Below are 26,503 nucleotides of genomic sequence, written 5' to 3' on the forward strand. Positions count from 1 at the left end.
GATGCGTATTTTTATTATTTTTCCTGTCTATCGCTTTGTTTAAATTGATATAAAATTAAGTCATAATTTCGTTATCGCTTGTTTAAACATGAGAGTAGCCGAATGGGAAGCAATGCTAAACGCAAGATTGATGTACTTCAGAAGGAAGTGGATGAAAACGTATCTGCAGCGAAAGATTTGATACATTTTCTTGAGTCTGAAACGTTCGCTATTATTCATGAGGTTCTTGATGATATATTTCAAGAAACGATAGAGTTAAACCTAGACAAAATTGAACCGAGAAATCAATCTGTTGTTGATAAGATAAGTCATATTTACCATGACTTAGAAAGTTCGTTACAAGAAGATATCAACCAATCAATTTATGATTACCCCTCATGGGGACTAGGTAAAAGTGATTCTCTAGAAGAAAAATTATCTCTATTTAATCAGTTAGAAAATTTTAAAGAAACAGATACCTTAACCATTCATCATAAAATTATTTTGCACGGTGTGGATATCATATATTCTTATTTGGAACAGCTTGATCTTATTCTTCCATTTAGAAAAGAATTTAATATTACCGATGACTGTGCCAACTTGTTGATTTCTTTATCTGGAACACTGGCTAAAATCCGTATTCTTTCTTATCAATTAAATGAGAATTATGGCTTGAGCAAAGATAAAGAAAGTAAACAAATCGCCGAAGAAATCTTTCATATTATCCAAAAGTAAACCCTAATTTGGGTATAATGCCCTTTAATTAAGGGACGTTTGGGATTTTGCATGTTTTCAGTAGGCTCAATAGAAGATGACAATTATTTGGTATTACTTCCATCTCATCGATGCACTGTGCTTAGTTCAGCAGTGTTAAATGGTGGACTCACTGAAGCAAATTCTTTTCTCAATCTGAAAGTCGGTAAACAGACCCCTCCTCCTTGGCTTCCACCTGAAGAAACGCTGCAATGTAAAGCGACCAAACTGTCATTACCACCGAATACGATCGGAATGATGACGGCTGCCTCAATGGCATCGCTTGGCTACTCAAAGCAGATGACGGATGTGCTTACGGTGGAATGCTGGGTCACATCAGGGTTGAGTAATACCCGTAGAGTCGGAGATATTGCTGATGAAACCCCTGTGGCTGGCACCATCAACATTTTGTTAGCTATCCATCAATCCTTAACGCCAGCAGCACTCGTTGAAGCCATGATGTTATTGACCGAAGCTAAAGTGACGGTTATCCGTGATTTGGGTATTGTCAGCCCAATTTCAACGCTACCTGCGAGTGGTACGGGAACAGATAGCCATGTGGTCTTTTGCCCGGAGCAACCTGCGACCTATTCGTACTGTGGTAAACATACAAAGTTGGGGGAGTTAATCGGTAAGTCCGTTATTGAAGCATGTCAATTAAGTCTTGATCATTCATTATCTTGGTCGCCTTCATTCGTCTAATAATGTTTTATTGTAACGCTTCATCCAAGCTTGGCTCAGAGCTTGATCCCATGTTGGGTCGGGCATATGCACAGCGTTATAGACCGGCATGTTTTTAATTGCGCCAGTAAGAAATTCAGAGCGAATGACTGGCGGATCTCCCCATATACTGACTAACCCCTTGCGACTTTGAGCTTCTGGACTCAGCAGAAAATTGATGGCGACTAATGCTCCCGCTGTATTGGTAGATTGTTGCGGAATAGCGAGAAAGTGCATATTGGTGAGTGAGCCAGTTTTCATTCCGTAACCTCGGGCCGAGAAGGGAAGTTGCCCTTTTTCTTGGGCAGAATAAAGCATATTGGCTCCATAAGTCGGTATCAAATCGATCTCTTCTTTATTAAACAGTGCGTGAAGCTGAGAAATATCTGCTGGAAACTTACGGCCCTGAGCCCAAGAGTAATGATGCAACTCATCTAGGTAATCCCACAAGGGCTGTGTCACCTTAGCAAAGGTATTGGAGGATACTGGCTCTCGCAATTCGGGGGCATAACCTGTCAGTTCGATAAGGATCGATTGTAGCATTAGACTGCCCATAAAATAGGGCGGTTTTGGATAAGTGACTCTGCCTGGAAATGCCTTGGCATAGCTGAGTAATTGTCGGTAGTTCTCCGGAGGATTGTAGAGTTGATTTTGATTATAGATAAAACTGAGCTGCGCAACCCCCCAAGGGGCTTCTAGACCTAACGTATTTTCGGAACCGTCGGTATCGAACGGGAGATTGGGGTTAATATAACTCCAGTTGGGTAAATCTTCAGTAAATGGCCCATATAAAAGAGCGTGGCTTTTCAGTTGATGGAAATAACGTCCGCTAAGCCAGACTAAATCGATCGGTGTTCTTGCACTTTTTGCTAAGTTTTTATTGTGTCTAACCAAATCGATGATTTGATCTAAGGTTGTCACATAATGGGGCTCGAGTGTAATTTGATAACGCTGCTTCAGAGTCGGAATTGCCCATTCAAGGTAGTTTTTAGCACCGGCACTGCCAGCCCAAAGGTACATATGAACAGTGTGTTGCTGTGCTGATTTCTCAATTTCTTTCCAAGAACGAGCCTGCGCGACCATACTGAACAAGATGGCCATCAAACTTATGACAGTTAGAGCTCGTTGAATAATTGATTGCACCAATCGATCCTACATATGAACGCCGTTAATTAACATTAATAGTATTAGCTAGTCATGTAAGTCGCTAGTTTAGAAGATGGTATTTGTGACAAGCAATGGAGTGTTCGTGCTTGGGGATTTGGGGATAAATAGGATACCCAGCTCGAGAAGACGCTAGGTATCGTAGAATGCCGTTACTTAGCCATTTTATACGTTAGCGTGTGGGCACTGTTTTTTAGAGTTAGCGTGTTTTTGTTTAACGACAGTTTGTTCCACTCACTTAAACTCTGCTGTACGATAGTTTCACTATCCATCACATCGCCGAGGCAAAGTTTCATGGTTAAGGCTAACTTTTCAATGCGGAATTTGCTGTCTTCTACTAAACCTTGACCAAAGAAATTGTTGCAACCAGCATTACCGCTTGCAGTCATCTTGTCGCCAATTTGAAGAAATGGAGTTGGAGATTGGGCGTCGGTTTTAACTGCTTTGTCGTCAATTTTTACCAATTCCCAGCGGTGGCTTTGTAAATCTTCACTTGTGACGGGTTTTTCTTTATGGCTTGCACAACCCGCCAAAACGATAGCGCTAACCGTTGCGGCAAGTAATGACTTTGAACTAAGCTTCATTATATTTACTCCAAATACAGGAACTCTGACAAGTATACTGAATGCATTCGTTAAATTGTCAGTGTATCGTTATTCAATTTGTTTTTCATGACTAGCCATTCATGAAACAGACAGAACTTATCCAGATAAGATAGTGCTTAAGAGCAGGTCATAGAATGGAACAGTTAGAATTTTTTACAGTCCCCAGTCCATGTGTTGGTATCTGTACAGTCGATGAGAAAGGGTATTGCAAAGGGTGCATGCGTAAACGAGACGAGCGATTTACTTGGCTCCAAATGACTCCTACGCAGCAGCTCCACGTGATCAAGCTCTGTCAGCAACGTTATCGACGCAAAATGGCGCAAGGAAAACGTCAACTCGAGCAAACTAACGAAACTCTTAATCCACAACAAGATTTGTTTTAAAAATTTGGGAGAGATTCAAGTTTTTAGCAGGATGTGGTGTGGGAGGTTAGGTACTAGAGGGGAGACCGTTACGACGGTGTAACGGCCATTACATTTTATTCTCACTAACTTGCAGGTTTATTTCGCATTCCAGCGATCACTTACCCAACCACCGATTTTTTCATCAAAATGGACACCGGCGAATTGAGCTTTAGGCTCACTGAATTGAACTTTTTGTTCTGGATTCGTCATTATGTGATAGATGTAATCGGCCATTGGGTCAGAATGAGGGGTTTGTGCTCTTGTTGCCACTTCTTTAATCATTTGAAGACGATAAGTTTTGCTTGCGCGTTTCATTTCATTAACCTCCACATTGGCTCAGACGACTACGTGAAAAGTTAGATCTATCAGCGTTGAAGGTCAACACAGGCATACCTGTATATTTTCTAATGTGAACTGGCGATAAAGTGGTCGCTAGGGGCGGTTATTTAGACAATCTCAGATTACTTTTTTGTTAATATTAGTATTAATAGAGGGTGTTATCTCACCAAATAAGTGAGTGAATGTAAGCAATGTGCACATTAATAGTGCATTTGGGGTGATATTTTAGCTTGGTGGCTATTACAATCAAGTAACATTTTGTGCCCAAAGTAACAAGACTTTACTGCAATTGAATGAATAAAATTGAGTATAGTACGACATTTATATCGCAACGTTGCTGTGAAATCGTGAATCAGAAACTCTCTGAAAGAGCATTATACAGAGAGTCGATATGGTGAGGTTAATTCGTCACTAAGCAGATTTCCCTCTCGTGATACAGAAAGGGAAATCTACCCGAGTTATTTCAGCATGGTATAAAGAATCGCTGAGACAGCTAACGCTCCCGTTAACAAAATAAAGTAGGTACTTAAATGGCGACGATATTTGCTCATTGCCGGAACTTTATATACCGCTAACATGGGCATTAAGAATAGAATCATCGCGATAACTGGCCCTGAAAATGCTTCCATCATACCTAAAATACTTGGGTTAAAAATCGCACAAGCCCAGATAGAAACAAATAGGATAGCAATACAGAGTTTGTCTGCAGCACGAGCAGAAATGTGACAATGTTTAATGATCAAACCGTTTAGGCTCTCGCGAGCGCCTAAAAAGTGACCCAAGAACGATGAGGTAATTGCGACAAAAGCAACGAGAGGACCGAGGTTGGCAATAAATGGATTGTCGGTCACGTTAGCCAGGTAAGTTAGCACCGATATGTTTTGTGCTTTGGCTTGGGCTAGCTCTGCTGGTGTTAATGCAAAAATACATGAAAACACAAACAACAGTACAAAGGCGATGAGTAACATACTGGTGTTACGTAATATTTGTTCTGATTTTTCGCTCGCTCGCTCTCGGTAATGACGACGCTGCACGTTAGCAAAGCTAGAAATGGCAGCAGCATGACTAAATGAGAACACAACCACTGGAATGGCTAACCAGACTGTCGATCCAAACGTATCCAATGATGGCATCGAGAGCATCGGAGCGTGCCAATAGGGGATCAAATATAGGGATAGTACCAATAAGGTTGCGGCAAGGGGATAAACCATAGCCGCAAACACGCGTAGGATAATCTTTTCGCCACCAAGCATGATTGCAATTAATGTGAAAACGAGTGCGCCAGAAAGTAACCAACGAGCCGGTGAGGCCATATTCGCTTGGTGGACAAGGAAACTATCAACGGTATTGGTTAAACCTACGCCGTAGATGAGTAGAATTGGAAATATGGATAAAAAGTAAAGCCAAGAGATTAAGCGGCCAGCTTTTGTGCCAAAGTGCTCATCAACGACATCCGTAAAGTCAGTGGGCTCATTTTTAGAGGATAAAACAAAACGGGCTAAGCCTCTGTGTGCAAAGTAAGTCATCGGGAATGCAATGACCGCCATGATGATGAGTGGCCAGAACCCACCAATACCAAGATTGATGGGTAAAAATAAGATGCCTGCTCCGACAGCAGTGCCGAATAAACTCAGTAGCCAATGAGTATCATGTTTAGTCCATGATCTGTTTTGTTGTGAAATGCTAATTTTTTGTAATTCTTGAGTGTCTTTCACTGAAATACCGCATGATGTGAAATTTAATGTCGAAAATAATACGCTTATCAGAATAATTGATCACATGAGCATGCCAGTGCTAATCACTGGTTATAAAAACAAACGATAGTTATATTAACTATGTTGTGTTTTATTTGTGGTTATTAAATCTATTATTTAATTATAATTTGGAGTTTTAAACTAAATTTTTGTTAATTTTTAGTTTGATGGTTTAGTGTTCAACGAAAGATGGGTTGTTTGTTCTGTACGCAAGAATGTTGAACGGACGTCGATTCATCCATTTAAAAAGGCAGAGTTAAGCTTAACTCTGCCTTGAGTCACACAGACTGAAAAGTTATCTGCGTTAGGTAGGGATAACTCTTCAATCGTGTACGTTATTGATCATGTTGCTCTTTGGTACGTTTGTGTTTAGGTACGTAGTTCAGCATAGAAATGGGCACTGGTTTACGCGGGGTAAATCCTTCAACTTCACGACGTTCAATTAAATGTCCAAGTCGACTTTCAATCATGCATAGGTTTTTAAAGTCATCTTTCGATACCAGAGAAATGGCTTCACCTGTGGCCGTAGCACGACCTGTTCGACCGATACGGTGAACGTAATCATCTGCTGGGAAAGGTAAATCGTAGTTAATGACGCGCTCTAGGTTATCAATATCAATACCACGAGCACCGACACCTGTTGCGACCAAAAACGGAATCTCGCCCACTTTAAATTGCTCAAGCAGTCGATTACGAATTTCTTGGCTACGACCGCTGTGAAATGCTTCGGCGTAGATACCACGCTTTTCTAATTGTGTTACCAGCTTAGCGGCCCCTTTTTTCGTTTCAATAAAAATAAGCGCCTGCTTCCATTCGTTTTCTTTAATTAGGTGGCTTAACAGCGAAGATTTTTGATCTTTATCGACCGTAATCAGCCATTGCGCAATGTTCGCTTTAGATGCGGCTTTAGCGGCAATACTAATTTCGAAGGCATCATTAACGGCAGATTTGGCAAGATCGCGGACTTTGTTAGACAGCGTTGCAGAAAAGAGCAGTTGTTGAACGTCTTCTGGGACACGATCTAAAATCTTATTGATGTCGTCGATAAAGCCCATGTCGAGCATTCGATCGGCTTCGTCTAGTACAAGATATTCAATTTCTTCAAAATGTACGGCATGTTTGCCATACAAATCTAATAAACGACCAGGCGTCGCAACCAATACATCCACACCATCAATCAACGCTTCTCGTTGCGGCTTATCGTCCACGCCACCGAATACTGCCAATCCTTTTAATTGGGTAAATAGTGCATAGTCACTGATACTTTTTTCTACCTGCACAGCGAGCTCGCGAGTAGGAACCAAAATTAGCGCTCGGATGCGCTTTTTACGCTGAGTCGTCGCTTCACGCAAACGTTCGATAATCGGCAATAAATAACTTGCCGTTTTACCTGTACCAGTTTGTGCGGCCGCAATTAAATTACGACCTTCCAAAATCACAGGGATCGATTGATTTTGAATGTGGGTCGGTTTTTGGTAATTCAGTGCACGTAGTGCCTGAATAATGGGTTGGCTTAATCCAAGTTGTTCAAAAGACATCAAATTACTCTAGAAACAGTCCGAAGTGTCGGCAATAAATAGACCGTAACTATAACACATTTGCCGACAAGGCTCGGTTATTTTGCCTAGGTACGAATGATCAACTTAGCCTTTGGTTAAGGTGATGAAGGAGGGGCATCGAACAAATTCGGAAATTTTGAAGCGCAACAGCGCTATCTTAAAAATTTGGCCTCGAGCAAAACACGCTGGGCAGATTTGTTAAGTTTTTGACTGAAAACATTGGTTTTAATAACACTCATGATGAATGAGGACGAACGCCAATGAAAACAGTGATAGCAATTGATTTAGGTGCATCAAGTGGTCGAGTAATGGCCGGGCATCTCGATGAAGGGCGCATTCGTTTAGAAGAAGCGCACCGATTTTCAAACCAACAAGTACAGCGCGATGGACACAGCTGCTGGGACTTGTATTCAATTTTAGAAGAGATCAAAGTCGGGATTAATCGCGTTGTCGCGACATATCATGATGTCTGTTCATTAGGTATCGATACTTGGGGGGTCGACTTTGTCTTGCTCGACCAATACGGTACACACTTAGGTAACTTTGTCAGTTATCGAGACGCGAGAACTCAAGGGGTTCAACAAACCCTGCAACAAGAAAATCACTTTTCACCTCAAGACATATACACCATCAGTGGTATTCAGTTTTTGCCTTTTAACACGATTTATCAGTTAAAGGCGATCGCTGATGAACGCCCAGCATGGTTCGACCAAATTGATACGCTGCTCTTTGTTCCGGATTACCTCAACTACAAGTTATGCGGAGTGAAGCACTGTGAATATACCAACGCATCAACCAGCCAGTTACTCGATTGCCAAGATAAAACTTGGAACAGCACATTAGTCAAAGCATGTGGGGCGAACCTCAATTGGTTCTTACCACCTAAAATGCCTAACCGCATGATTGGTCAATATCAGCACGGAGACATCCAAATTCCCGTGTGTTCCGTTGCCAGTCACGACACAGCCTCTGCGGTCGCCGCTACTCCGCTGTCATCCGAATCTTGTGCGTATTTAAGTTCTGGCACTTGGTCTTTGATTGGGGTGGAAAGCCAAACGCCATGTCTAAATGAAAAGGCCTTTGAGTATAACCTGACAAATGAGGGTGGTGTGGATGGACGTTATCGCATCTTAAAAAACATCATGGGTTTGTGGCTAATCCAGAGAATTAAAGCAGAAAATCCATCATTGGCTTTTAGTGATGTCAAATTGCTCGCGCAAAACGCCACGCCATTTGAGTTTATCTGTAATCCAAATGATGATTCGTTTCTCAACCCTAACTCCATGACAGAAGCCATTGTGCAGTGGTTCACTACTCGAGATCTGCCTGCACCGACTAGCCTAGCCCAGATTGTGCGTTGTATTTACGACAGTTTAGCGTTGGCTTATAGCGCTGGATTACATCAACTGTCTGGTGCACTAGAACGCCCCATTGAAGCACTACGTATTGTGGGTGGGGGCACCCAAGATCATTTCCTTAACCAATTGTGCGCTGATGTGTGCCAAATCCCTGTTGTCACTGAGCCTACCGAGGCATCCGCTTTGGGGAATGTGATGAACCAATTTATTGCTCTCGATGCAATCTCTTGCCTTGAAGAAGGCCGACAAATCATCGAAGCATGCTCTGATGTGAAACATTATCAACCTTCTCACATTGAAGGTTTAGAACAAATAAAAGCGCAGTTTGCACTGCTCAAATAAGAAGGTAACAACCATGAAAGATGAACAAATTACTGCGGCATATCGCCAAGCTCAGCAACGTTATCAGGCACTTGGTGTAGATACAGAGGAGGCACTGAAAAAACTCGCTCAAACGGCTATCTCAATGCACTGCTGGCAGGGGGATGATGTGAAAGGGTTTGAATCACCTGATATCGCACTTAGCGGTGGTATTCAAGCCACTGGTAATTATCCGGGTGCTGCAACCACACCATCTCAATTGCGGACTGATATGGAAAAAGCGTTTGAATTCATTCCGGGTAAAAAGCGGATGAATTTACATGCCATTTACCTAGATACCGATGAAAAGGTTGAACGAGATCAGATTGAACCCAAACATTTTGCTTCGTGGGTCGAGTGGGCCAAAGAGCAAAATATTGGCTTAGATTTTAACCCAACGCTCTTTTCTCACCCTCTGGCTGATGATGGTTTTACGTTATCTCACCCAGATGAAAAAGTACGTCGTTTCTGGATTGATCACGTAAAAGCATGTCGCAAAATCTCTGCGTACTTTGGTAAAGAGTTAGGCACGCCTTCGGTCATGAACATCTGGATACCTGACGGCATGAAAGATCAAACTATAGACCGCCTTGCTCCTCGCGAACGTTTGATCAGCGCACTTGACGAAGCAATCGCTGAAAAGATTGATCCTAACTATCACCTTGATGCAGTCGAAAGTAAATTGTTTGGGATTGGTGCAGAAGCCTACACCGTTGGTAGTAACGAATTTTATCTCGGTTATGCCGCCACTCGTGGTACAGCGCTGTGTTTGGATGCTGGCCACTTTCATCCAACAGAAGTCATCAGTGACAAAATTTCTGCATGTTCTCTCTATGTTCAGCACTTGTTGCTGCATGTCACTCGCCCGGTTCGTTGGGATTCTGACCATGTGGTCTCATTTGACGATGAAACCCAATCTATTATGCGTGAAATTGTGCGTAATGACTTACAAGACAGAGTGTCAATTGGCTTAGACTTCTTTGATGCCTCTATTAACAGAATTGCAGCTTGGGTTATTGGTACCCGTAATGCACAAAAAGCCCTATTGAAAGCCTATCTGGAACCTTATCAACAATTGCAGCAAGCAGAGCAGGCGTTTGATTATACCACTCGACTCGCTCTTCTCGAGGAAGCCCATTCAATGCCGTGGAACGCAGTATGGGATTACTTCTGCCAAATCAATGATGTACCTGTCGGTCAAGCGTGGCTTCCTCTGGTAAAAGATTACGAAGCAACCGTACTGGCAGCGCGTTAATCCAGTCAAAAAAAATAATAAGAAACACTCGTCTTCCTCGCCTTATTGAGACAGGGGAAGGCGGGAATACCCTACATATAATAAGGAAAAATTTTATGTCTGTTATCGCTGGTATAGGTTGGCATATGGTAGGCGCTGCATCCGCAGCCGCTTTCTATGCACCTTATAAAAAAGTTCAAGGTTGGTCTTGGGAATTAATGTGGTCAATTGGTGGTGTGTTTTCTTGGGTCTTGATGCCTTGGCTCGTCACCATGATGTTAGTGCCGAACCTGGGAGAGTTTTACTCCCATATCCCGAACTCGACGTTTGCGATGCTGATCTTTTGCGGAGCGATGTGGGGAATTGGCAACATCACATATGGATTGACCATGCGCTATCTCGGTATGTCAATGGGGATTGGGATCGCTATCGGATTGAACTTAGCGGTGGGTACCTTGTTACCCCCATTTTTGAAGGGGCAATTAGGGGCGCTTATTGAATCCGCTGGCGGTTCTTTAACCATGATAGGCATTGCGGTTGCGTTGGTCGGTATCGCAGTTGTGGCCTATGCCGGAAATGAAAAAGAAAAAGTGATGGGAGAACGAGCCGAAGAATTCAACCTCAAAAAAGGGATCATTTTAGCCATTATATGCGGCATTTTCTCAGCAGGGTTTGCTTTTGGCTTAAATGCTGCGGGTCCAATCAAAGCGCAATCTGAAGCGTTGGGTATCAATTATCTTTATGTAGCGATGCCTGCGTATGGCTTCATCATGGGCGGCGGTGCCATTGTTAATTTCTTGTTCTGTGCTTACAACATCTTGCATAAAAAAGAGATTTCAGTTCGCCATGATTTAACACTTGGACGTTCTCTTCTCGCTCGCAACCTACTGTTCACTGCAATGGGCGGCATCATGTGGTACTTGCAGTTCTTCTTCTATGGGTGGGGTGAAGCATCCGTGCCAGCTCGCCTAGATTACATTAACTGGATGTTGCACATGTCTTGTTATGTCTTATTCGGCGGCATTATCGGTTTGATCATGGCGGAATGGAAAGGAGTAGGCACTCGTCCTGTCCGTATTCTAATCGCTGGACTATTGGTCATTATCGGTGCTGCCAACATTGTGGGCTTGGGCATGGCGCAGTAAGGAGATAATACAATGATTCGCAAAACATTTGTTATGTACGTTAATCCAGATTGCCATCAAGAATATCAACGTCGTCACGCAGAATTATGGAAAGGAATGAAAGACGTATTAAAAAGCCATGGCGGACACAATTACTCGATTCATTTATTTGCTGAACAGAATTTACTGTTTGGTTACGTGGAAATAGAAAGCGAAGCGCAATGGGAAGCGGTGAGTGACACGAAAATCTGCCGAGAATGGTGGGATTATATGCAAGATGTCATGGCGACTAACGCCGATAACTCACCCGTATGCAAACCATTAACAGAGGTGTTTTATTTAAAATGAGTATTCTTAATCAAGCGGTTCAAAATGAAATAGATAAGGTGCAAGAGGTATCGCAATACCTTTGGCAACGTGAATGGGCTGAACGTAATGGTGGCAATATTTCTGTTGATTTAACCGATATTTATGGTCCGGTTGGTGATACCAGTACCTTGGTGGAAAAAGATCTGCCATTACAATTACCTATTTCAGCGGCACAACGGATTTATTTCGTTAAAGGGACTGGACAACGTATTCGTGAGTTACGAGACCCTTCATATGCAGGTTGTGTTTTACAACTTAATAAGAAGGCTAATGGTTATAAAATTCTATGGGGAGGTAACGCATCCGTTTCTTTTGCTCCTACTTCTGAATTTATTAGCCATATAAAGATACTAGAAGCTAAACGCGCTAGCGGTGCGACAGATAAATCTGTGGTGCATACGCACCCGCTGGAACTTATCGCGTTATCGCACCATCCCGACATTTCTTCTAGCAGTGAGCTTTTTACCCAAACTTGTTGGAAAATGTTGCCTGAAGTACGGGCTTTTGTACCGCGAGGCGTTGGGATGATTCCTTATTGTTTGCCATCTTCTGAAGAGCTAGCTGACCGTACAACTGCATCGTTATTAGAGAATAATGTTGCGGTCTGGGAAAAACACGGTGCGACAGCATCGGGCGAAGATGTTCTGCAAGCGTTTGACTTTATTGATGTCGCGAACAAGGGAGCAAAACTTTATCTTATGTGCCTTGCATCAGGTTATGAGCCTGAAGGGGTAACAAAAGAAAATATGGAAATCCTGAAACGAGAATTTAACCTATAATTTGTGACACTGATAAAAGATTAAAAACGGCGAGTATGTACACTCGCTGTTTCTATTTAACTTGTTGATTTTTAGTTGATTATACTCATGCTTTAAATAGGTTAGTGACCCTGTTAACAAACTAAAACATTGATCAAATGGATGGTTTTATACTGAGAAGGAACTCTCAGCTTAATAAAAACAAAAGGTCACAATATAGGAGGGATAAAGACGAGGAATTAGCATGTTATATCTAACTTATGATGAATATGTTGGAAATGAGAGTAATATCCGAGTTTTGGGGCGTAATCCTCAAGTGGATTACCCTGAGCATTGCCATGATTTTTCAGAACTTGTCTTAGTTTGCCATGGTAGTGGCACCCATATTGTAAATGGTCAGCAAAGCCTGTTATTGCCAAATAGCATCTGTTGTGTAAGTGAAAGAGACTATCATCAATATTTGGATACGAAAGATGTCCATTTAGTTAATGTGCTATATAGCAAATCGAATTTGAATATCCATTCATGCTGCGTTGATGTAATTAAAAAACTAGAGAGTGAACAGAATAATTTTTTAATTACTCAATCTGCTTTTCAGCCGATTTTTAATTTGGCGCTAGCCATAGAAAAAGAGCAAAACAATCAGAGAAAAAATACCAAAGTCATGGTGAATTTATTATTTGAGCAACTTCTGTTGTGTATTGAAAGGCTAGATAGCCGCGTTACAGAAAACTCACCGGTTATCAATGCGTTGGTATATTTAGCTAATCATTATGCGGATCCTGATTTGTCTGTTGCTATTGTGTGTGAGCAGTTTAAAGTAACACCAAAAGCGTTAGCAAAAGAAATTTCTCAATTGACAGGAATGTCCACCAACCGTTTTATCAATCACTTACGGATTCGTCATGCGATAGGGCGCTTACGTCAAGGTGAGAGTGTCACCAGCGTCGCTTTTGAGTGTGGTTATACAGATAGCAATTACTTCAGCTCAAAATTTAAAACGGTGACAGGGATAAATCCAAGTGCGTTTCGTAAACAAACATTGGTGAATTGATCTGACTTTATGCTAGATGTCATAAAAATTTCTTTTATCACTCAGTAATAGCCTGATATTTAGCTTGGTATCGTTGCTATACCTTTGGTTAGAGGTTGAACGATATTAGGTTGATAAACAGAATAAATTGTCAGTGATGATGTTGAATTGATTTCAACGTTGTATTCCTTCAGCCCCTTATCTATAATCGCCTTCCTCAAGACCAACAATCTGACATTGCATTTATGTTGATGTAAAACGCAGTCTTCTTGAATCTTGGATAACGTTATGTCCTTTCGCCTTGTGCTTCATTTTATGATGACGTTAAACCATTACGATAAGAAGAGAAGTACGAATGTTGCTATCGATACTCGCCATTATTTTTGGCTTTGTTTTGTTGGTCTGGAGTGCAGACAAATTTGTTGAAAGCGCTTCAGCTACCGCGTTTCATGCAGGTATGCCCCCATTATTGATCGGTATGGTCATTGTTGGCTTTGGCACCTCTGCACCCGAAATGGTGGTGTCGGCGATGGCTGCGATGGAAGGTTCTCCAGCATTGGCGTTGGGCAATGCGTTGGGCTCAAACGTGGTTAATATCAGTTTAGTGCTTGGCTTAGCTGCGATGATTGCCCCTTTGTCTGTGCAATCTAAAATCGTCAAAAAAGAACTGCCTTTATTGCTCATTATTTCTATTGTGTTAGGCGCTATGCTTTGGAATAGCACGCTTTCACAGGTAGAAGCATGGCTATTGCTAGGTGGATTTTTCTGCTTTGTATTTTGGTCAATCTATCGTGGTATGAAAGGTGATGCTAGAGATCTTGAGCCAGAAGCCATTGATGAAATCAAATCGAATACGATGAGCACAAAAACCGCCATTATTTGGTTGGTTGTGAGTTTGCTGATTTTGATGGGAAGTTCGCGCCTGTTGGTGTGGGGCTCCGTCGATATTGCGCATGCGTTAGGTGTCAGTGATTTAATTATCGGTTTAACCGTTGTGGCATTAGGCACATCGTTACCAGAGTTAGCCGCGACTATTATTGCCGCGAAAAAAGGCGAACATGATATCGCTTTAGGTAATATTATTGGCTCAAACATGTTTAACATTTTGGCGGTAATTGGTATTGCAGGGGTGATTAAACCTGTTGAAAACATTGGTGGAGAGATTTTCTGGCGTGACTGGATGACAATGCTGGTGGTTACCATTGTTTTGTTTGCGGCAGCCATTGGTTTTAAAGGCAAAAATGGTCGTATCACTCGCTGGGAAGGCGCGATCCTATTGTTGTTTTACATTGGGTATAACACCTACCTCATTTCAAGTGTGATTCAAGCTTAACAACGAGCGATTCGATTAGAATCATATTGAGATAAAACCCCACTCCGGTGGGGTTTTATCGTTATCAGTAGTGAGTCATAATGGGTACCCGTATTATAAGGAGGCGTTATGACATCACTTTTCGACTATATTGCTGCAGTGAAATCACAGCCTTCCTCAGTCTTTATTTCTACCGTTGAGCACAATACGGTTGATGACTCTGATGGTGACGTACCTGAAGAAGAATCTTGGTATCGATTTACCAACGGCGCGTTGATTCGTCAACAAGTCGAATTTGATGAACCCGTTAATGATGATCAAGTATGCCAAGAATGTTGGATCAGTTACGAAGTCATGGAACAGCCGCAGTCTGCCGATATTACCCCGCGTAAGAAGATCTTTACTAATCGTTGCCAAGAAACATTTTGGATCAAAATGAATCGCCAACGCCAATCTCAATAGTTGCATATCCATTGAGGTCATTTGGGTATAGAGTGTTAATTCCAGCTTGTAATGGTTTAGATATTCAGGGAGGAACAATGCACAAATATAATTTACTCATCTTATGTCGCCGCTTTTTGATTGTTGGATTTACGATATTAATTGCCGCGTGTAGTAACGATGGTTGGAAAACGGCAAGCCGTGAACCGGCTGGAATCGCGCTTTCTCCTTCAGAACACCAAGAAGCTGTGATTGAAGTCTATGGCGCAGATACATACGGCTGGCGTGGTTGGTTGGCGCCTCAAACGAGGTTTGCCGGCTCTTCATCATTATCAAACATCAACGCCGGACCGCTTTTGGTATGGGGCTAAACCTAAAAAATTACTCGAGCTTCGAGGGCAGAAAGCGGCGCAATTAATCCCACAAATAGAATCTCAGGCAGAACATTATCCGTGGGCTGAACAGTACACGTTATTTCCGGGTCCCAATAGCAATACGTTTCCAGCATGGATAGCTAAGCAGATTCCTGATTTAGGTCTAGATTTGCCGTTTAGTGCGATAGGTAGCGGTTATGCGGACTAACCTAATGATAGGGGTTAGAATAAAAATGAAAGGGCTGACGTTAACCATCAGCCCTGATATAAAATCTGTCGATCGAATGATGTCGATGGATTACAGTGGAGTGACTTCGCTAGCTTGAAGCCCTTTAGGGCCATCTTCAACTACAAAGCTAACTTTTTGGCCTTCTGACAAGGTTTTAAAACCATCAGATACGATAGCGCGGAAGTGAACAAATACGTCTTTTCCACCATTATCCTGAGCAATAAAACCAAATCCTTTTGTTTCGTTAAACCACTTAACGGAACCTGTCACTTTCTCTGACATGTCTAACCTCTGTTAATAACTTCCTAAATAAACACTTATACCCATCGAGTACCATTCGACTAGGCATATATGACTCTTGGCAGGGTATTAATGTGGAACGAAGCAGAAGGTTATTGTCGACGTAAGACATTGCACAGCAACGAAATTGACAGGAACTTTTACCCGATTAAAACATTAACAGCTCTGTAAGAGCCTTAATTCACTATACTCGCCTTTCATCGAATAGCGAGTATTAATACGCAAAAAGTGGCATTGTTTGTGATCAAATTGTTATTTCAATCACACCCATAGTGAGAATATGAAAATGAACAATTATTTATCAGACCTATTTGGTGATTTGTTCACTACGCTTACGAGCAAGAGACGGATGATGGCGTAGCGCCACATTTGATAGGGATACTCAGTTTAAGCAGTGAAGCTATGGGTCATTAGCTGATTTGTGTATCAAAGCTGAACCAAACCTTGACCATGATCTGACGAACCGAACTGCTATATCAGTACACTGATGGAAACGATTTGAGGAGCTTGATTATGAAAATTCGTTATTTATCACTGTTGGCTGCTTTATTGCTAGGTGGCTGTATTCTTCCTCCGCCAGCCGATCATCCCCATGCTCAGCCTGGTCCTCCTCACGCACAACCTGCGCCAGCAGCAGGACCGGGTGCCTGTGGCCCACAAAGACCTTGTTAAAACCCATTATCTGAATACTAAGCCCTTCGTAAAGAAGGGCTTACTTTTATGTGCAATTTAGGTCTTACTCATCTTTGGGTTTAGGCAGTAGGCGTAAGTACCCGTGATTAACACCGCGTTGAGAAATAAGACTATCTGCTAAGTTTTCTAACTGATGGCGTTTGCCCTGTAAAATAGAGACCTCAAGACACTGTTCTTCTGAAATGTGCATATGCAAAGTTGAGACAGAAAGATGGTGATGATGGTGCTGAGTATTGGTTAGACGACGCGCCAGCTCGCGAGTCTCATGCTCGTAAAGATAGGAAAGTACACCGAGACATTCTTCATTCCGTTGGTTTTTCTCCGTGCTCAGTGAATCACGGACTAAATCTCTGACGGCTTCTGAACGACTGGTATACCCCTTCTCTTGAATAAAGTTATCGAGGTAATCAACCAAATCGTCGTCCATGGTGATAGTCAGTCTTTGCATGTCAGAGTCCTCTATTCCGTTAATATAGCAGGCAAGGGGGGTAAAATAGCGTATTCCAACTCTTGTGCTGCTGGGTGGAGAAAACAAAGATCCGCTTTCATATCAGCTTCTTTAGCGATACTACCGTTATTCATAACTAAGATACGTTGGCAAAATTGTTTCGCTAAACGGATATCATGAGTAATCAATAGCCAAGCAATACCGGTTTGATGTTGAATCTCTTTTAGCATATCCACCATTTTTATCTGAAGTACTAAATCTAAGTTGGATAACGCTTCATCAAGAATAATGAGTTTGGGTTTTGAGGCTAATGCGCGGGCGATACAGACACGTTGTAATTGACCGCCACTTATCTGAGGAGGGCGCTTATTGAGCATAGAATCGGGCAATCCTACTTGGTTAAGCAGTTGAATTGTTCTATCCATTCGTTCTGACTTAGACATAGAAGTGAGGTATTTGAGCGGTTCTTGAATAATGGACGCGACAGTTTTACGAGGATTAACGGCGCTGACTGAGTCTTGTAACACCATTTGGATGTCACGATGCATGGCTTGCCGTTGAGTTCGATTCATTTGTTTGGTCGTTCGACCTTCAAATATAATTTCACCTTCTTTAGGGATTTCTAATCCACAAAGCATCCGCGCAAGTGTACTTTTGCCACAGCCGCTATTACCCAATAAAGCAGCAGATTCATTGGGATAGAGGTGAATATTGATCTCTTTAAGAACGGGTTGATAGGGTTTCTTCCCCAGTAGGGAAAAACGCTGGTAGCCATGTGAGACATAATAAGTGGAAAGTAAAGTCATCATTCAAGTGCCATGTTGTACAGAGAAAGATGGGCGTTGACCAGTTCACGAGTGATAGGGTGGGCTGGGCGCGTAAATATGGTAGAAATTGAATTATGTTCAACAATCTGCCCTTGGTCGATAACGGCAACACGGTGAGCGAGTTTTGCTACCACGCCCATATCATGGGTGACCAATAAAATGCCTAATTGTTGTTTATCTACCAGCGATTTCAATAACTCCAAAATTTTGGATTGCATCACTAAGTCAAGGTCGGTGGTGGGTTCATCTGCAAATAAAAATGGACTACCACTGAGCATAGTGAGAGCAATCATCATACGTTGGAGCATGCCACCGCTCATTTCATGAGGATACAAGCTAAGAATTTTTTCAGGTTGATCTAAACCAGCTTCACGCATGGTTTTTACGATAACGTCGGAATAACTATCGGTTTTTATCTGTTTGCTAATCGTTAATGTTTCTAACGCATGCTGTTTCATTGTATGAACGGGGTTAAATGCGCTGCGAGGATTTTGCATAATCGTCGATATGGTATGACCGCGAAGTTGTTCATGAGTTATTTGGTGATCATCAAAGAGTACAGAGCCAGAAGATTGATGCAATCCGTGAGGGAGTGCACCTAATGCAGCGCAGCAGGTCAACGATTTACCTGAACCGCTGGAACCAATAAGTGCAAGAATTTCACCGGTTTTAATTTGCAGCGAAATATTATGGATCAATCGAGTTTGTCCGGCATAGACGGTGTAGTTGTTGAGTGCAAGCGTGTGGCTCATGAGTGGACGTGCTCCAATTGTAGGTATGGATCCAGATGATCACGCAACGCATCACCTAACCAGTTAAATGCGACGACACTGACAAATAGAGCTAAGCCAGGCCAGAACATAAGACTCGGATGAGTCCAGATATATTGGCGAGCATCACTAATCATGACACCCCATTCAGGAGTCGGGGCTTTAACGCCAAGCCCTAAGAAAGACATTCCGGCAACATGCAGCATCATATGGCCAATATCCATGGTAGCCAGCACGATTAATTGAGAAATGATGGGGCTCATAAAATGATCTTTGAATAACCCGAAGCCTTGGTTTCCCGATAAACGGGCAGCGAGTATAAAATCACTGTTACGTTGAGCCAGCACAATGCTACGTACTAAACGTGCATACCAAGCCCAGTGAGACAGGGCGATGGCAATAATCACGTTGGTAATCCCCGTCCCTAATACCGCGACTAAAAACAATGCCAGAATCATGGTTGGGAAGGTGAGGAAAATATCGGTAATACGCATTAGAGTTGCATCGACTTTGCCACCCATAAAGCCAGCGATTGTGCCAGTTGTCACACCAATACAAATAATTAACGCTATTGCGCACGCGACGGCGCTTAATGAGGTTCGTGCTCCCTCGACTAACCGAGTGAAAGTATCCCGGCCTAAATGATCGGTACCAAGCCAATGTTGTGTCGAAGAGGGTAACAACCGGTTTGGTAGGTCGATGGCATTGGGGTCGTAGTGTAAAAAGTAGGGGCCGACAATAGCCATGAACAGTAGTGTGAATACCAGTATCAATGGTCCAAGGTGACTTTTATGCTGGAAAAAGTGGTTCATACATTTCCCTCGATAGACAAGCGACGTACGCGTGGATCTAATGCAGCACAGGCAATATCAACCAGCAGGTTACACAGCACGTAAACGACGACCATGAGCAAGGTAACACACTGAATCACTGGAAAATCGCGGTTGAATACTGCGGTGACGGCGTAACGCCCGACGCCAGGCCAACCAAAAATACTTTCAATTACCAGTGTGCCTCCAATCAATTCGCCAATATGAAGTCCAAGCGAGGTGATGATTGGGAGCATTGCATTACGAAAGATGTGATTGCGCTGAATTTTAGACTCTTTGACACCGCGTAGGCGCGCCCAAGTGACATAGCGCTGGCCAGAGACTTCTAACATGTTGGTGCGAATCAAACGCGCATTTATCGATAAAGACATAAACGCGATTGAAAAAGCCGGCATCAATAAGTGACTAATGCCACCGTAGCCAAGTGCAGGCAGCCAATGGAGATGAGTTGAAAATAGAATCACTAGCAAAAAGGCTAACCAAAAGTTGGGCATGCTGACGCCCAAAAATAGAATGAGGCGCAGCAGGTAGTCGGGAAACTTGTTGCGATATCTCGCACAAAGCATCCCAATAGGGATTGAACCAAACAAAATCATGGAAAGCGCTGTGACTCCAAGTAACGCAGTTGCTGGCACAAAACTCATGAGTTCTTGTAAAACGGGGCGACCCGTGGCATAGGAATGGCCAAAATCGAGTTGAACTACGTGCTTTAGCCAACCCCCATATTGGGTCCAAAGCGGCTGGTCTAAACCGAGATCAATACGGGTGGCTTGTAACAATTGGTCGGTTGGGGGGAGGCCTGATAAACGCAGGTATTCCATGGCTGGATCGTTTGGCCCAAGTCGCAATAAAAAAAAGATAGTGGCTGAGGCAGCCAGCAGTATTGGAATAAGCATCAGTAAACGTCGTGAAATATACTGCCACATAGGATTATCTCTGCTTTAAAATATGTTCAAACGGGATATGGCTGGGTATTGCACTAAATGGGACAGGGCCAAATTTTGGGTTTGCTACCACGTACATTTGTACCCAAGTGAGTGGTAGGTAAACGGCTTCTTTATGTAGCCGAGTTAAAATATCGCGATACAGCGCTTGGCGCTTCTTGTTGTCAGTGGAGATCAAAGCTTGTTCTATTTCTTGATCGATAAGGGATTTATCTTTAAGGCCTTGCTGAGCTTGGAAGTCGGCGTGCGAAGGTACTCGCATGGAACTTAAAAAAGCATGAGGATCGTAGGGCGCGCCCCAGGTACGGTTAAAAATCATATCAAACTCACCGCTTTTTTGGCGGTGATAAATAGAACCTTCTTCTTCTCCGAGCAGATTGACTTCAATCCCCACTTTAAACAAATCGCCCTGAATGATTTCCGCCATAGATTTGCTTACAGGGTTCGTCCCTACATAAGACAGATTGATATTAAGGCGTTGTTTGCCTTTATAACGAATCCCCTGTACAGAAGAACGTTGCCAGCCCGCTTTATCAAGCAGCGAGTTCGCTAATTGGATATCATAACGGTAAGGTTTTAAACCGATATTGGCATAAGGAACGGTAGGAGCGAATAGCGTATTTGCCTTAGATTGAGTGCCATAAAGTACCGTTTTGATCATAACCTCTTTATCGACACTATGGTTAATCGCCAACCTTACGGCTAACTCTTTTGTTGGGCTGTGTTTGGTATTTAATGCAAGATCAATGGTTTCAATCGGGGGCGACAGCTCGGTGGTGTATTGATGTGACTGACTAAAGCGCTCAAATGTGTCAGGAGAAACACTGCCATCGACACCGTAAATTAAATCAACGTCGCCGGTTTCAACTGCTAAAGCACGGCTGGTGGGGTCTGGAATGACTTTAACGGTGATGCTTTCTATCGCAGGTTTTGCTCCCCAATACTGTTCGTTGCGTTTAAATTCGTCGTATTGGTTTAAACGAGTTTTCGTCAATATCCAAGGACCGGTACCAATAGGGTGTTTAATGCCGTTTTTCGTTTCGTTATCGATAAATTGAGAAGGAGCGATAAAGCGAAATGGACGAGGAAGAGAAAGTTCGAGTAAAGCAGGGTAGTAAGGGTGTTTTAGTGTGAGTTGAAAAGTGTCATCATTTAACGCTTTATAAGACTCAATTTGGTTGGTTAATTCTAACCATGCATGACGATCTTTGTTATCCATCACCGTGCGAAAGTTATCAACCACAGCCTGAGCATTAAAAGGTTCACCATTGGAAAAGGTGACATGGTGGCGCAGGGTAAAGGTATAGGTTCGGCCATCTGCTGAAAGCGTCCAATGACTTGCCAGCCAAGGTTTGACCGAGCCGTCACTTTGATATTTGACTAATGGTTCATACACCATGCTTTGAGCAAACATTTGGTTAGGTGAATAAAGGTGAGGGTTGAGTGGCCCAACATTGAGAGGCCAAGCAAAATTTAAATGAGTCGCAAAACAAATGGGCGTGAATACAACAAAGAAAATGAGCGACATAAATTGCGCATATGATTTAGAACTTATGCTGGTTTTAAGCGGTTGAGAACACCAGTTGTGGTGAAAATTCAAAGCGATGGTCCGTTATCTAGAATGATGTGGTATGAAATTTTATAAAAAAGTTCATACAAGACATCGATCTATATCAATAAATATTCAATAAATTGCAAAGGTTTGGTATTTTCAGACGCTGACTATAACCGTTAGATGAGAAGGGTTCGATAGATGGATTTTGTTTTATGGGTATATTAGCCATTTTGCTGGCGTCTTTTTTCTGGGGAACTTCTGGAATTTTTGCTGCCTTTATCCCCCAAGTTAGCCCGTTAGCGATTGGTGCATTTGCTACTGGCTTTGGCGGGATAATCCAGTTTGCTATCGCCTGGAAATCGCTCCATATATCTCACCGGCGATTATGGGATAATAAAACCCTGTGTTTGGTAGGTGGCATCACCGTCGCTATGTACCCGTTAGCCTTTTATTCATCGATGCATTTAGCTGGAATCGCTGTCGGTACGGTAGTTTGTATCGCGTCCGCGCCTTTTGCTTCTGTCGCTTTAGAGCACCTTGTTGGTGGTAAAGTCAATATCTCAATTGGGTGGTTGATGAGCCTTTTATTTGGCGTTGTGGGAATATGTTTTCTTATCTTTGGTCAACATGATGAGCCCGTGTTTAGCTCACATCCTTACCGGTTATTGGGAATTGGCGTTGGTATTTTAGGTGGCACTGCCTATGCGATCTATACATGGGTAGCAAAGCAGTTAATTGACCAGGGGGTACCCTCTAGAGCCGCCATCGGCACTTTGTTTGGGCTTAGTTCGATGCTATTACTGCCAAGCCTTTTTCTTACCGGAGATACCCTGTTCTCTCAAATGTCTTCGTTATTTGTCGGAAGCTATATGGCCCTTATCCCTATGGGGTTAGGGTATCTTCTTTTTGGCTATGGGTTAAAAACGGTTACCGCCAGTTCAGCAACGTTACTCAGTTTGTTCGAGCCTGTTGTTGCAACGGTACTGGCTGTGACCATTGTGAAAGAAACGCTCGGGTGGTATGGATGGGTCGGGATTGTAAGTATTGCCATCTGCTTGGCGCTGCAATCGTTGTCTCAACCGACAGTTATCAAAAAAACTCCGTTAATCAACCAGATTAAATCAGCTGATACTGGTGGTCTTCATTAACCATCACAACACTATTGCGGCCATCGTGTTTGGCTTTAAATAAAGCTTGGTCGGTGAGTTCAACAATGGTATCGAAATCGTGATTAGGCTCTACCATAGCGACACCAATACTAGCAGTTAAAGAAATACTTTGGCTAAATTTATGGTCGGCGATAATGGCACGAAGTGATTCGGCAATGAGTCTAGCCTGGTTAAGCGGAGTTTTAGGCAGTAAAATACAAAACGTCTCCCCACCGTAGCGGCCAACATAATCATAACCTCGACAATTCTCTTTCAATAGCGCAGCAAATTCGACGAGCACATAATGTCCTACAACGTGACCAAGTCGATCATTGAGGCGTTTAAAATGGTCAATATCGACCATCATTATCGCAATGTTTTGTGTATCAGAGAGTCTCATTTCATCGAAAAAACGAGCCAAAGAATCGTGACTCCATACATTAGTCATTGTGTCGGAAGAGGCTTTTTCTTCTAAGTGGCACTGATTCAAGTATATTTGATGGCTGGAGTGACGTAATAATGTGTATGTGATAATTCCAAATACAGCTGCAGATGCCATCCAAAGATAATGCAATGCCATATCAATACTCGGCATATAACTCTCACTGAGAGTTATAAATATCGTAATGAGAAAACAGATGAGGATGCTGAAGGTGGCTAATGTTAAAGATAAGCCAGACATAACAAAGACCCATAAAACATTAAGGTAAATTTCTGGTGCTAAATAAGCAAAGGATTCCGTATGTAAATTAAAATAGAGGTTAGCTGTAATAGTGGTAATCGGCGCAGTGAAGAGCATAACGCGCATCACGGGATAAGCGTTTGGGAAAAAGGTCAGGGCCGTTATGATGAATAATCCAATCGGAACTATCACACCATGCAGTAAGCAACGAAATAATCCATCGGGAAGCTCCATTGTTTCTTCAATAAAACAATAAATTATGTACAGAATTGCAGTACACATCATGGTATAGCGTACTTGGAGAATACGGCTTTTAAAAAACCAATCTTCGAATGGTGATGACACTGTTAACCCTAGGCCCATCTGATCGTGTCCTGTGACAGAGCTGTTCTAAACCGACATGATAATCAAGACCGTTACTAGGGGGTATTACCCTAATTAGGTGTTTTACTTTAAATTTGTCAAAATCTGATCTATCCCACTTGTTTAGGGGGATTCTTTGTTGCATCGATAACAATCACCGTACCTATAGAAATCCCCTCTAATATCATTAACACTTGTTTTTGTTAAGGTTATTCAATAGTATCAATATGTGCTTATCAGCATATACGCCCTACTTGAGCTTGAGCGATGACAAGTAGATGAGCTCTGATTACTAGGTTAAGCATAATATACATTTATTTTAACAACATGATTATAAGGGAATAATTATGAAAATTAGCGCTAGAAACCAATTTACAGGGATAGTTAAAGCCATCGATGAAGGGGCTGTTAATGCCGAAATTTTAATCGAATTGGCGGATGGTTTGGTGATTGCTTCAGTTATTACGCTCGGTGCAGTACGTTCGTTAGGGATTGAGGTAGGTAAGCCTGCTACTGCAATTATTAAAGCATCTAATGTTATGGTTGGTGTCGAATAATTCTGCGTTGGGGCCATTTGTTGGCCCCAATCTTAGGCTAATGTTTTTTTGACCATGCTTGGCCCTGCTTAAACATTTTACCATCGATAGAAAAAGACAAAGTAACCACATTCGTTCTTTCCAAACGGCACAAATCTAATTCATTTAATTGCTGACGAGAGAATTGGCAATGGATGCTACAACGCTGTTGCGCAAAACCTGATTCAATAAAATCGTCAAAGCTCTGTTTACTACGTGCTATAAAAGTTTGTATCGTCATAATATTCAGCCAACTATTGACAGTTACCTCTGTATTAACGTTCTATTATCTGCCAGTGATTACTCATTATTTTTTAGGCAGTGGTTAGGTGTAATCTAACCCAACGGTGTTCTTTCATGTCACGGAAATTAAAAGATAGTGTGAAATTAACGTAGGGGAATAGAGATTTATAAGCTACTTATTGAATAAAAAGCCCCCACGAACTGTGAGGCGTTGAAATAATTTAGTATTAAACAGGTTAATATTTGTTACTAAAACCTTGTTTAATTAAAGTTGAAGCAACATCGGGATAGTAAATACGATTATAATATCCGGAAATCGATTGGCTCCAAGATTCACCATCAGCTCGACCAATCGTTTCCCAATGCGCAGTAATTTTTTTGTTGTAGTACTCGATGTTATCTTTCATACCATCACTGCGATATTGTTCTTCATGACGAAATGTTTCCATTGGTAAGCGTGGTTTAATGTGTGCAGGTTTATCAACATAACCAAGAGATAACCCGGCGACGGCGAAGGTATGATGGGGGAGGTCGAGTTCTTCGATCATTTTACTAGGATTTAAGCGTACGCCACCAATAGGAACGCCACCTAAACCTTGCGAGCGAGCTGCAATTAATGCGCTAGTTAAAGCAATACCTACATCAGTTGAGCCTGAAATGATACTTTCAATACTTTCTGTTGCTTTTTGTTCCTCACTGACCGCTTTCATGCCAAGTTCTGTTTTATACATATCGATGATAAATACCAAAAATACTGGCGCTTTGGCAATCCAAGGTTGCCCACCGCATAACTCAGACAAACGTTGGCGACGTTCAGCATTACGCACCACTAAAACCGATACCTGTTGTGAGTTGATTGACGTGGGGGCTTGATATGCCGATTGAATAACATTGTCCAATACGTCATCTGGGACAGGCTTAGTTAAAAAACTACGTTCACTTTTATGTGAATATAAGGTTTTAAGTACGTCGTTCATGTATTTCTCCTTTCTCCATCGGGACAAATATTGATAGATGTGCAAACTTTACTCTATCTATGTTTATCAAAAACGCCAACTAGAAATATACTCTTTAGGAGAATTTTAACGGAAAGGATTAATATATTAATTTATAGTAATAATNAATTAACCTATTTAAAATAATCTCAATGAATATAATTTTCATTAACAATATATACAGATATTATAATTACTAACATTAAGTGTTTTTTTCGTAATTGTCTTAATTGTATATATTTTATTTTAAATAATATAACC

Annotated in this window: 29 protein-coding genes and 1 pseudogene; 15 read left to right on the plus strand and 15 right to left on the minus strand. The window is 42.1% G+C overall.

Features of this window, described 5'->3' with window-relative positions:
- Positions 1-102 precede the first annotated feature (102 nt).
- Together F9817_RS20935 and F9817_RS20940 are read left to right on the plus strand one after the other, a co-directional pair.
- The gene (locus tag F9817_RS20935; protein ID WP_161158144.1) at positions 103-714 is read left to right on the plus strand and encodes a hypothetical protein; all 612 of its coding nucleotides are present in this window, start codon (positions 103-105) and stop codon (positions 712-714) included.
- A gap of 51 nt (positions 715-765) precedes the next feature.
- Entirely contained in the window at positions 766-1,434 is a 669-nt protein-coding gene (locus F9817_RS20940; protein ID WP_161158145.1) for an adenosylcobinamide amidohydrolase, read from the plus strand.
- Here F9817_RS20940 and F9817_RS20945 read toward each other — a convergent pair.
- Both F9817_RS20945 and F9817_RS20950 read right to left on the minus strand, forming a co-directional pair.
- Entirely contained in the window at positions 1,423-2,595 is a 1,173-nt protein-coding gene (locus tag F9817_RS20945; RefSeq protein ID WP_161158146.1) for an ABC transporter substrate-binding protein, read from the minus strand. The two genes, F9817_RS20940 and F9817_RS20945, sit on opposite strands and share 12 nt — an antisense overlap.
- Positions 2,596-2,768: 173 nt before the next feature.
- Positions 2,769-3,200 carry an META domain-containing protein gene (locus tag F9817_RS20950; protein ID WP_161158147.1) on the minus strand — a complete coding sequence of 144 codons (432 nt, stop codon included), beginning with the start codon at positions 3,198-3,200 and terminating at the stop codon, positions 2,769-2,771.
- A 155-nt stretch (positions 3,201-3,355) separates the two neighbouring features.
- Here F9817_RS20950 and F9817_RS20955 point away from each other — a divergent pair, with 155 nt between their 5' ends.
- Positions 3,356-3,604 carry a DUF1289 domain-containing protein gene (locus tag F9817_RS20955; RefSeq protein ID WP_161158148.1) on the plus strand — a complete coding sequence of 83 codons (249 nt, stop codon included), beginning with the start codon at positions 3,356-3,358 and terminating at the stop codon, positions 3,602-3,604.
- A gap of 117 nt (positions 3,605-3,721) precedes the next feature.
- Here the strand turns inward: F9817_RS20955 and F9817_RS20960 are convergent, their stop codons facing one another.
- The 3 genes from F9817_RS20960 to F9817_RS20970 all read right to left on the minus strand — a co-directional run bounded on the left by F9817_RS20960 (position 3,722) and on the right by F9817_RS20970 (position 7,256).
- A complete protein-coding gene (locus tag F9817_RS20960; protein ID WP_161158149.1) occupies positions 3,722-3,940 on the minus strand; it encodes a hypothetical protein in 219 nt (72 codons plus the stop codon).
- A 482-nt stretch (positions 3,941-4,422) separates the two neighbouring features.
- Positions 4,423-5,679, minus strand: a complete 1,257-nt coding sequence (locus tag F9817_RS20965) for an aromatic amino acid transport family protein (RefSeq protein WP_161158150.1) — start codon at positions 5,677-5,679, stop codon at positions 4,423-4,425.
- A 374-nt stretch (positions 5,680-6,053) separates the two neighbouring features.
- Positions 6,054-7,256 (minus strand): DEAD/DEAH box helicase, encoded by a 1,203-nt coding sequence (locus F9817_RS20970; RefSeq protein ID WP_161158151.1) that lies wholly within the window; start codon positions 7,254-7,256, stop codon positions 6,054-6,056.
- A gap of 281 nt (positions 7,257-7,537) precedes the next feature.
- On the opposite strand from F9817_RS20970, the gene rhaB reads away from it, so the two are divergent.
- The 9 genes and pseudogenes from rhaB (at position 7,538) to F9817_RS21015 (ending at position 15,848) form a co-directional block, all read left to right on the plus strand.
- Entirely contained in the window at positions 7,538-8,977 is a 1,440-nt protein-coding gene (gene rhaB / locus F9817_RS20975; protein ID WP_161158152.1) for a rhamnulokinase, read from the plus strand.
- A 13-nt stretch (positions 8,978-8,990) separates the two neighbouring features.
- Positions 8,991-10,250, plus strand: a complete 1,260-nt coding sequence (locus F9817_RS20980) for an L-rhamnose isomerase (protein ID WP_161158153.1) — start codon at positions 8,991-8,993, stop codon at positions 10,248-10,250.
- A 95-nt stretch (positions 10,251-10,345) separates the two neighbouring features.
- A complete protein-coding gene (locus F9817_RS20985) occupies positions 10,346-11,374 on the plus strand; it encodes an L-rhamnose/proton symporter RhaT (RefSeq protein ID WP_161158154.1) in 1,029 nt (342 codons plus the stop codon).
- Between the two features lie 12 nt (positions 11,375-11,386).
- Positions 11,387-11,701: an L-rhamnose mutarotase gene (gene rhaM / locus F9817_RS20990; protein ID WP_161158155.1), complete on the plus strand. Its 315-nt coding sequence runs from the start codon at positions 11,387-11,389 to the stop codon at positions 11,699-11,701.
- Positions 11,698-12,501, plus strand: coding sequence for a rhamnulose-1-phosphate aldolase (gene rhaD / locus F9817_RS20995; RefSeq protein ID WP_161158156.1), 804 nt, complete (start codon positions 11,698-11,700; stop codon positions 12,499-12,501). Before rhaM ends, rhaD begins: the two co-directional genes overlap by 4 nt.
- A 223-nt stretch (positions 12,502-12,724) precedes the next feature.
- The gene (locus F9817_RS21000) at positions 12,725-13,534 is read left to right on the plus strand and encodes a helix-turn-helix domain-containing protein (RefSeq protein ID WP_161158157.1); all 810 of its coding nucleotides are present in this window, start codon (positions 12,725-12,727) and stop codon (positions 13,532-13,534) included.
- 334 nt (positions 13,535-13,868) lie between these two features.
- Positions 13,869-14,846 (plus strand): calcium/sodium antiporter, encoded by a 978-nt coding sequence (locus F9817_RS21005; protein WP_161158158.1) that lies wholly within the window; start codon positions 13,869-13,871, stop codon positions 14,844-14,846.
- Between the two features lie 108 nt (positions 14,847-14,954).
- The gene (locus tag F9817_RS21010; RefSeq protein ID WP_161158159.1) at positions 14,955-15,287 is read left to right on the plus strand and encodes a hypothetical protein; all 333 of its coding nucleotides are present in this window, start codon (positions 14,955-14,957) and stop codon (positions 15,285-15,287) included.
- Between the two features lie 77 nt (positions 15,288-15,364).
- Positions 15,365-15,848: pseudogene (locus F9817_RS21015) on the plus strand (DUF3750 domain-containing protein).
- Between the two features lie 90 nt (positions 15,849-15,938).
- On the opposite strand, the gene cspE reads toward F9817_RS21015, so the two are convergent.
- Positions 15,939-16,151: a transcription antiterminator/RNA stability regulator CspE gene (cspE, locus tag F9817_RS21020; RefSeq protein ID WP_161158160.1), complete on the minus strand. Its 213-nt coding sequence runs from the start codon at positions 16,149-16,151 to the stop codon at positions 15,939-15,941.
- Positions 16,152-16,682: 531 nt separating this feature from the next.
- On the opposite strand from cspE, the gene F9817_RS21025 reads away from it, so the two are divergent.
- Positions 16,683-16,841, plus strand: coding sequence for a hypothetical protein (locus F9817_RS21025; RefSeq protein WP_161158161.1), 159 nt, complete (start codon positions 16,683-16,685; stop codon positions 16,839-16,841).
- Between the two features lie 64 nt (positions 16,842-16,905).
- Here the strand turns inward: F9817_RS21025 and nikR are convergent, their stop codons facing one another.
- Genes nikR through nikA form a run of 6 tightly spaced genes read right to left on the minus strand, consistent with a single transcriptional unit; the run spans position 16,906 to position 22,209 of the window.
- A complete protein-coding gene (nikR, locus tag F9817_RS21030) occupies positions 16,906-17,310 on the minus strand; it encodes a nickel-responsive transcriptional regulator NikR (protein ID WP_161158162.1) in 405 nt (134 codons plus the stop codon).
- 11 nt (positions 17,311-17,321) lie between these two features.
- Entirely contained in the window at positions 17,322-18,119 is a 798-nt protein-coding gene (gene nikE / locus F9817_RS21035; protein ID WP_202436544.1) for a nickel import ATP-binding protein NikE, read from the minus strand.
- Positions 18,116-18,889: an ATP-binding cassette domain-containing protein gene (locus F9817_RS21040; RefSeq protein WP_161158163.1), complete on the minus strand. Its 774-nt coding sequence runs from the start codon at positions 18,887-18,889 to the stop codon at positions 18,116-18,118. The genes nikE and F9817_RS21040 overlap by 4 nt, the downstream gene beginning before the upstream one ends.
- A complete protein-coding gene (nikC, locus tag F9817_RS21045) occupies positions 18,886-19,719 on the minus strand; it encodes a nickel ABC transporter permease subunit NikC (RefSeq protein WP_161158164.1) in 834 nt (277 codons plus the stop codon). The genes F9817_RS21040 and nikC overlap by 4 nt, the downstream gene beginning before the upstream one ends.
- The gene (nikB, locus tag F9817_RS21050; RefSeq protein ID WP_161158165.1) at positions 19,716-20,663 is read right to left on the minus strand and encodes a nickel ABC transporter permease subunit NikB; all 948 of its coding nucleotides are present in this window, start codon (positions 20,661-20,663) and stop codon (positions 19,716-19,718) included. Before nikB ends, nikC begins: the two co-directional genes overlap by 4 nt.
- A 4-nt stretch (positions 20,664-20,667) precedes the next feature.
- Positions 20,668-22,209 carry a nickel ABC transporter substrate-binding protein gene (gene nikA, locus F9817_RS21055; RefSeq protein WP_161158166.1) on the minus strand — a complete coding sequence of 514 codons (1,542 nt, stop codon included), beginning with the start codon at positions 22,207-22,209 and terminating at the stop codon, positions 20,668-20,670.
- Positions 22,210-22,448: 239 nt separating this feature from the next.
- Between nikA and F9817_RS21060 the strand changes: the two genes are divergently transcribed.
- On the plus strand, positions 22,449-23,384 hold the full coding sequence (locus F9817_RS21060) for a DMT family transporter (RefSeq protein WP_161158167.1): 936 nt from the start codon (positions 22,449-22,451) through the stop codon (positions 23,382-23,384).
- Here F9817_RS21060 and F9817_RS24450 read toward each other — a convergent pair.
- Positions 23,353-24,411, minus strand: a complete 1,059-nt coding sequence (locus tag F9817_RS24450) for a diguanylate cyclase (RefSeq protein WP_161158168.1) — start codon at positions 24,409-24,411, stop codon at positions 23,353-23,355. The two genes, F9817_RS21060 and F9817_RS24450, sit on opposite strands and share 32 nt — an antisense overlap.
- Before the next feature lie 365 nt (positions 24,412-24,776).
- Between F9817_RS24450 and F9817_RS21070 the strand changes: the two genes are divergently transcribed.
- Positions 24,777-24,986, plus strand: coding sequence for a TOBE domain-containing protein (locus F9817_RS21070; RefSeq protein ID WP_161158169.1), 210 nt, complete (start codon positions 24,777-24,779; stop codon positions 24,984-24,986).
- Positions 24,987-25,023: 37 nt separating this feature from the next.
- Here the strand turns inward: F9817_RS21070 and F9817_RS21075 are convergent, their stop codons facing one another.
- Together F9817_RS21075 and F9817_RS21080 are read right to left on the minus strand one after the other, a co-directional pair.
- Positions 25,024-25,245: a hypothetical protein gene (locus tag F9817_RS21075; RefSeq protein ID WP_161158170.1), complete on the minus strand. Its 222-nt coding sequence runs from the start codon at positions 25,243-25,245 to the stop codon at positions 25,024-25,026.
- 238 nt (positions 25,246-25,483) lie between these two features.
- A complete protein-coding gene (locus tag F9817_RS21080) occupies positions 25,484-26,224 on the minus strand; it encodes an NADPH-dependent oxidoreductase (protein ID WP_161158171.1) in 741 nt (246 codons plus the stop codon).
- Between the last annotated feature and the right edge of the window lie 279 nt (positions 26,225-26,503).

It is taken from the genome of Vibrio eleionomae (genome assembly GCF_009874545.1).
Classification (GTDB): domain Bacteria; phylum Pseudomonadota; class Gammaproteobacteria; order Enterobacterales; family Vibrionaceae; genus Vibrio; species Vibrio nitrifigilis.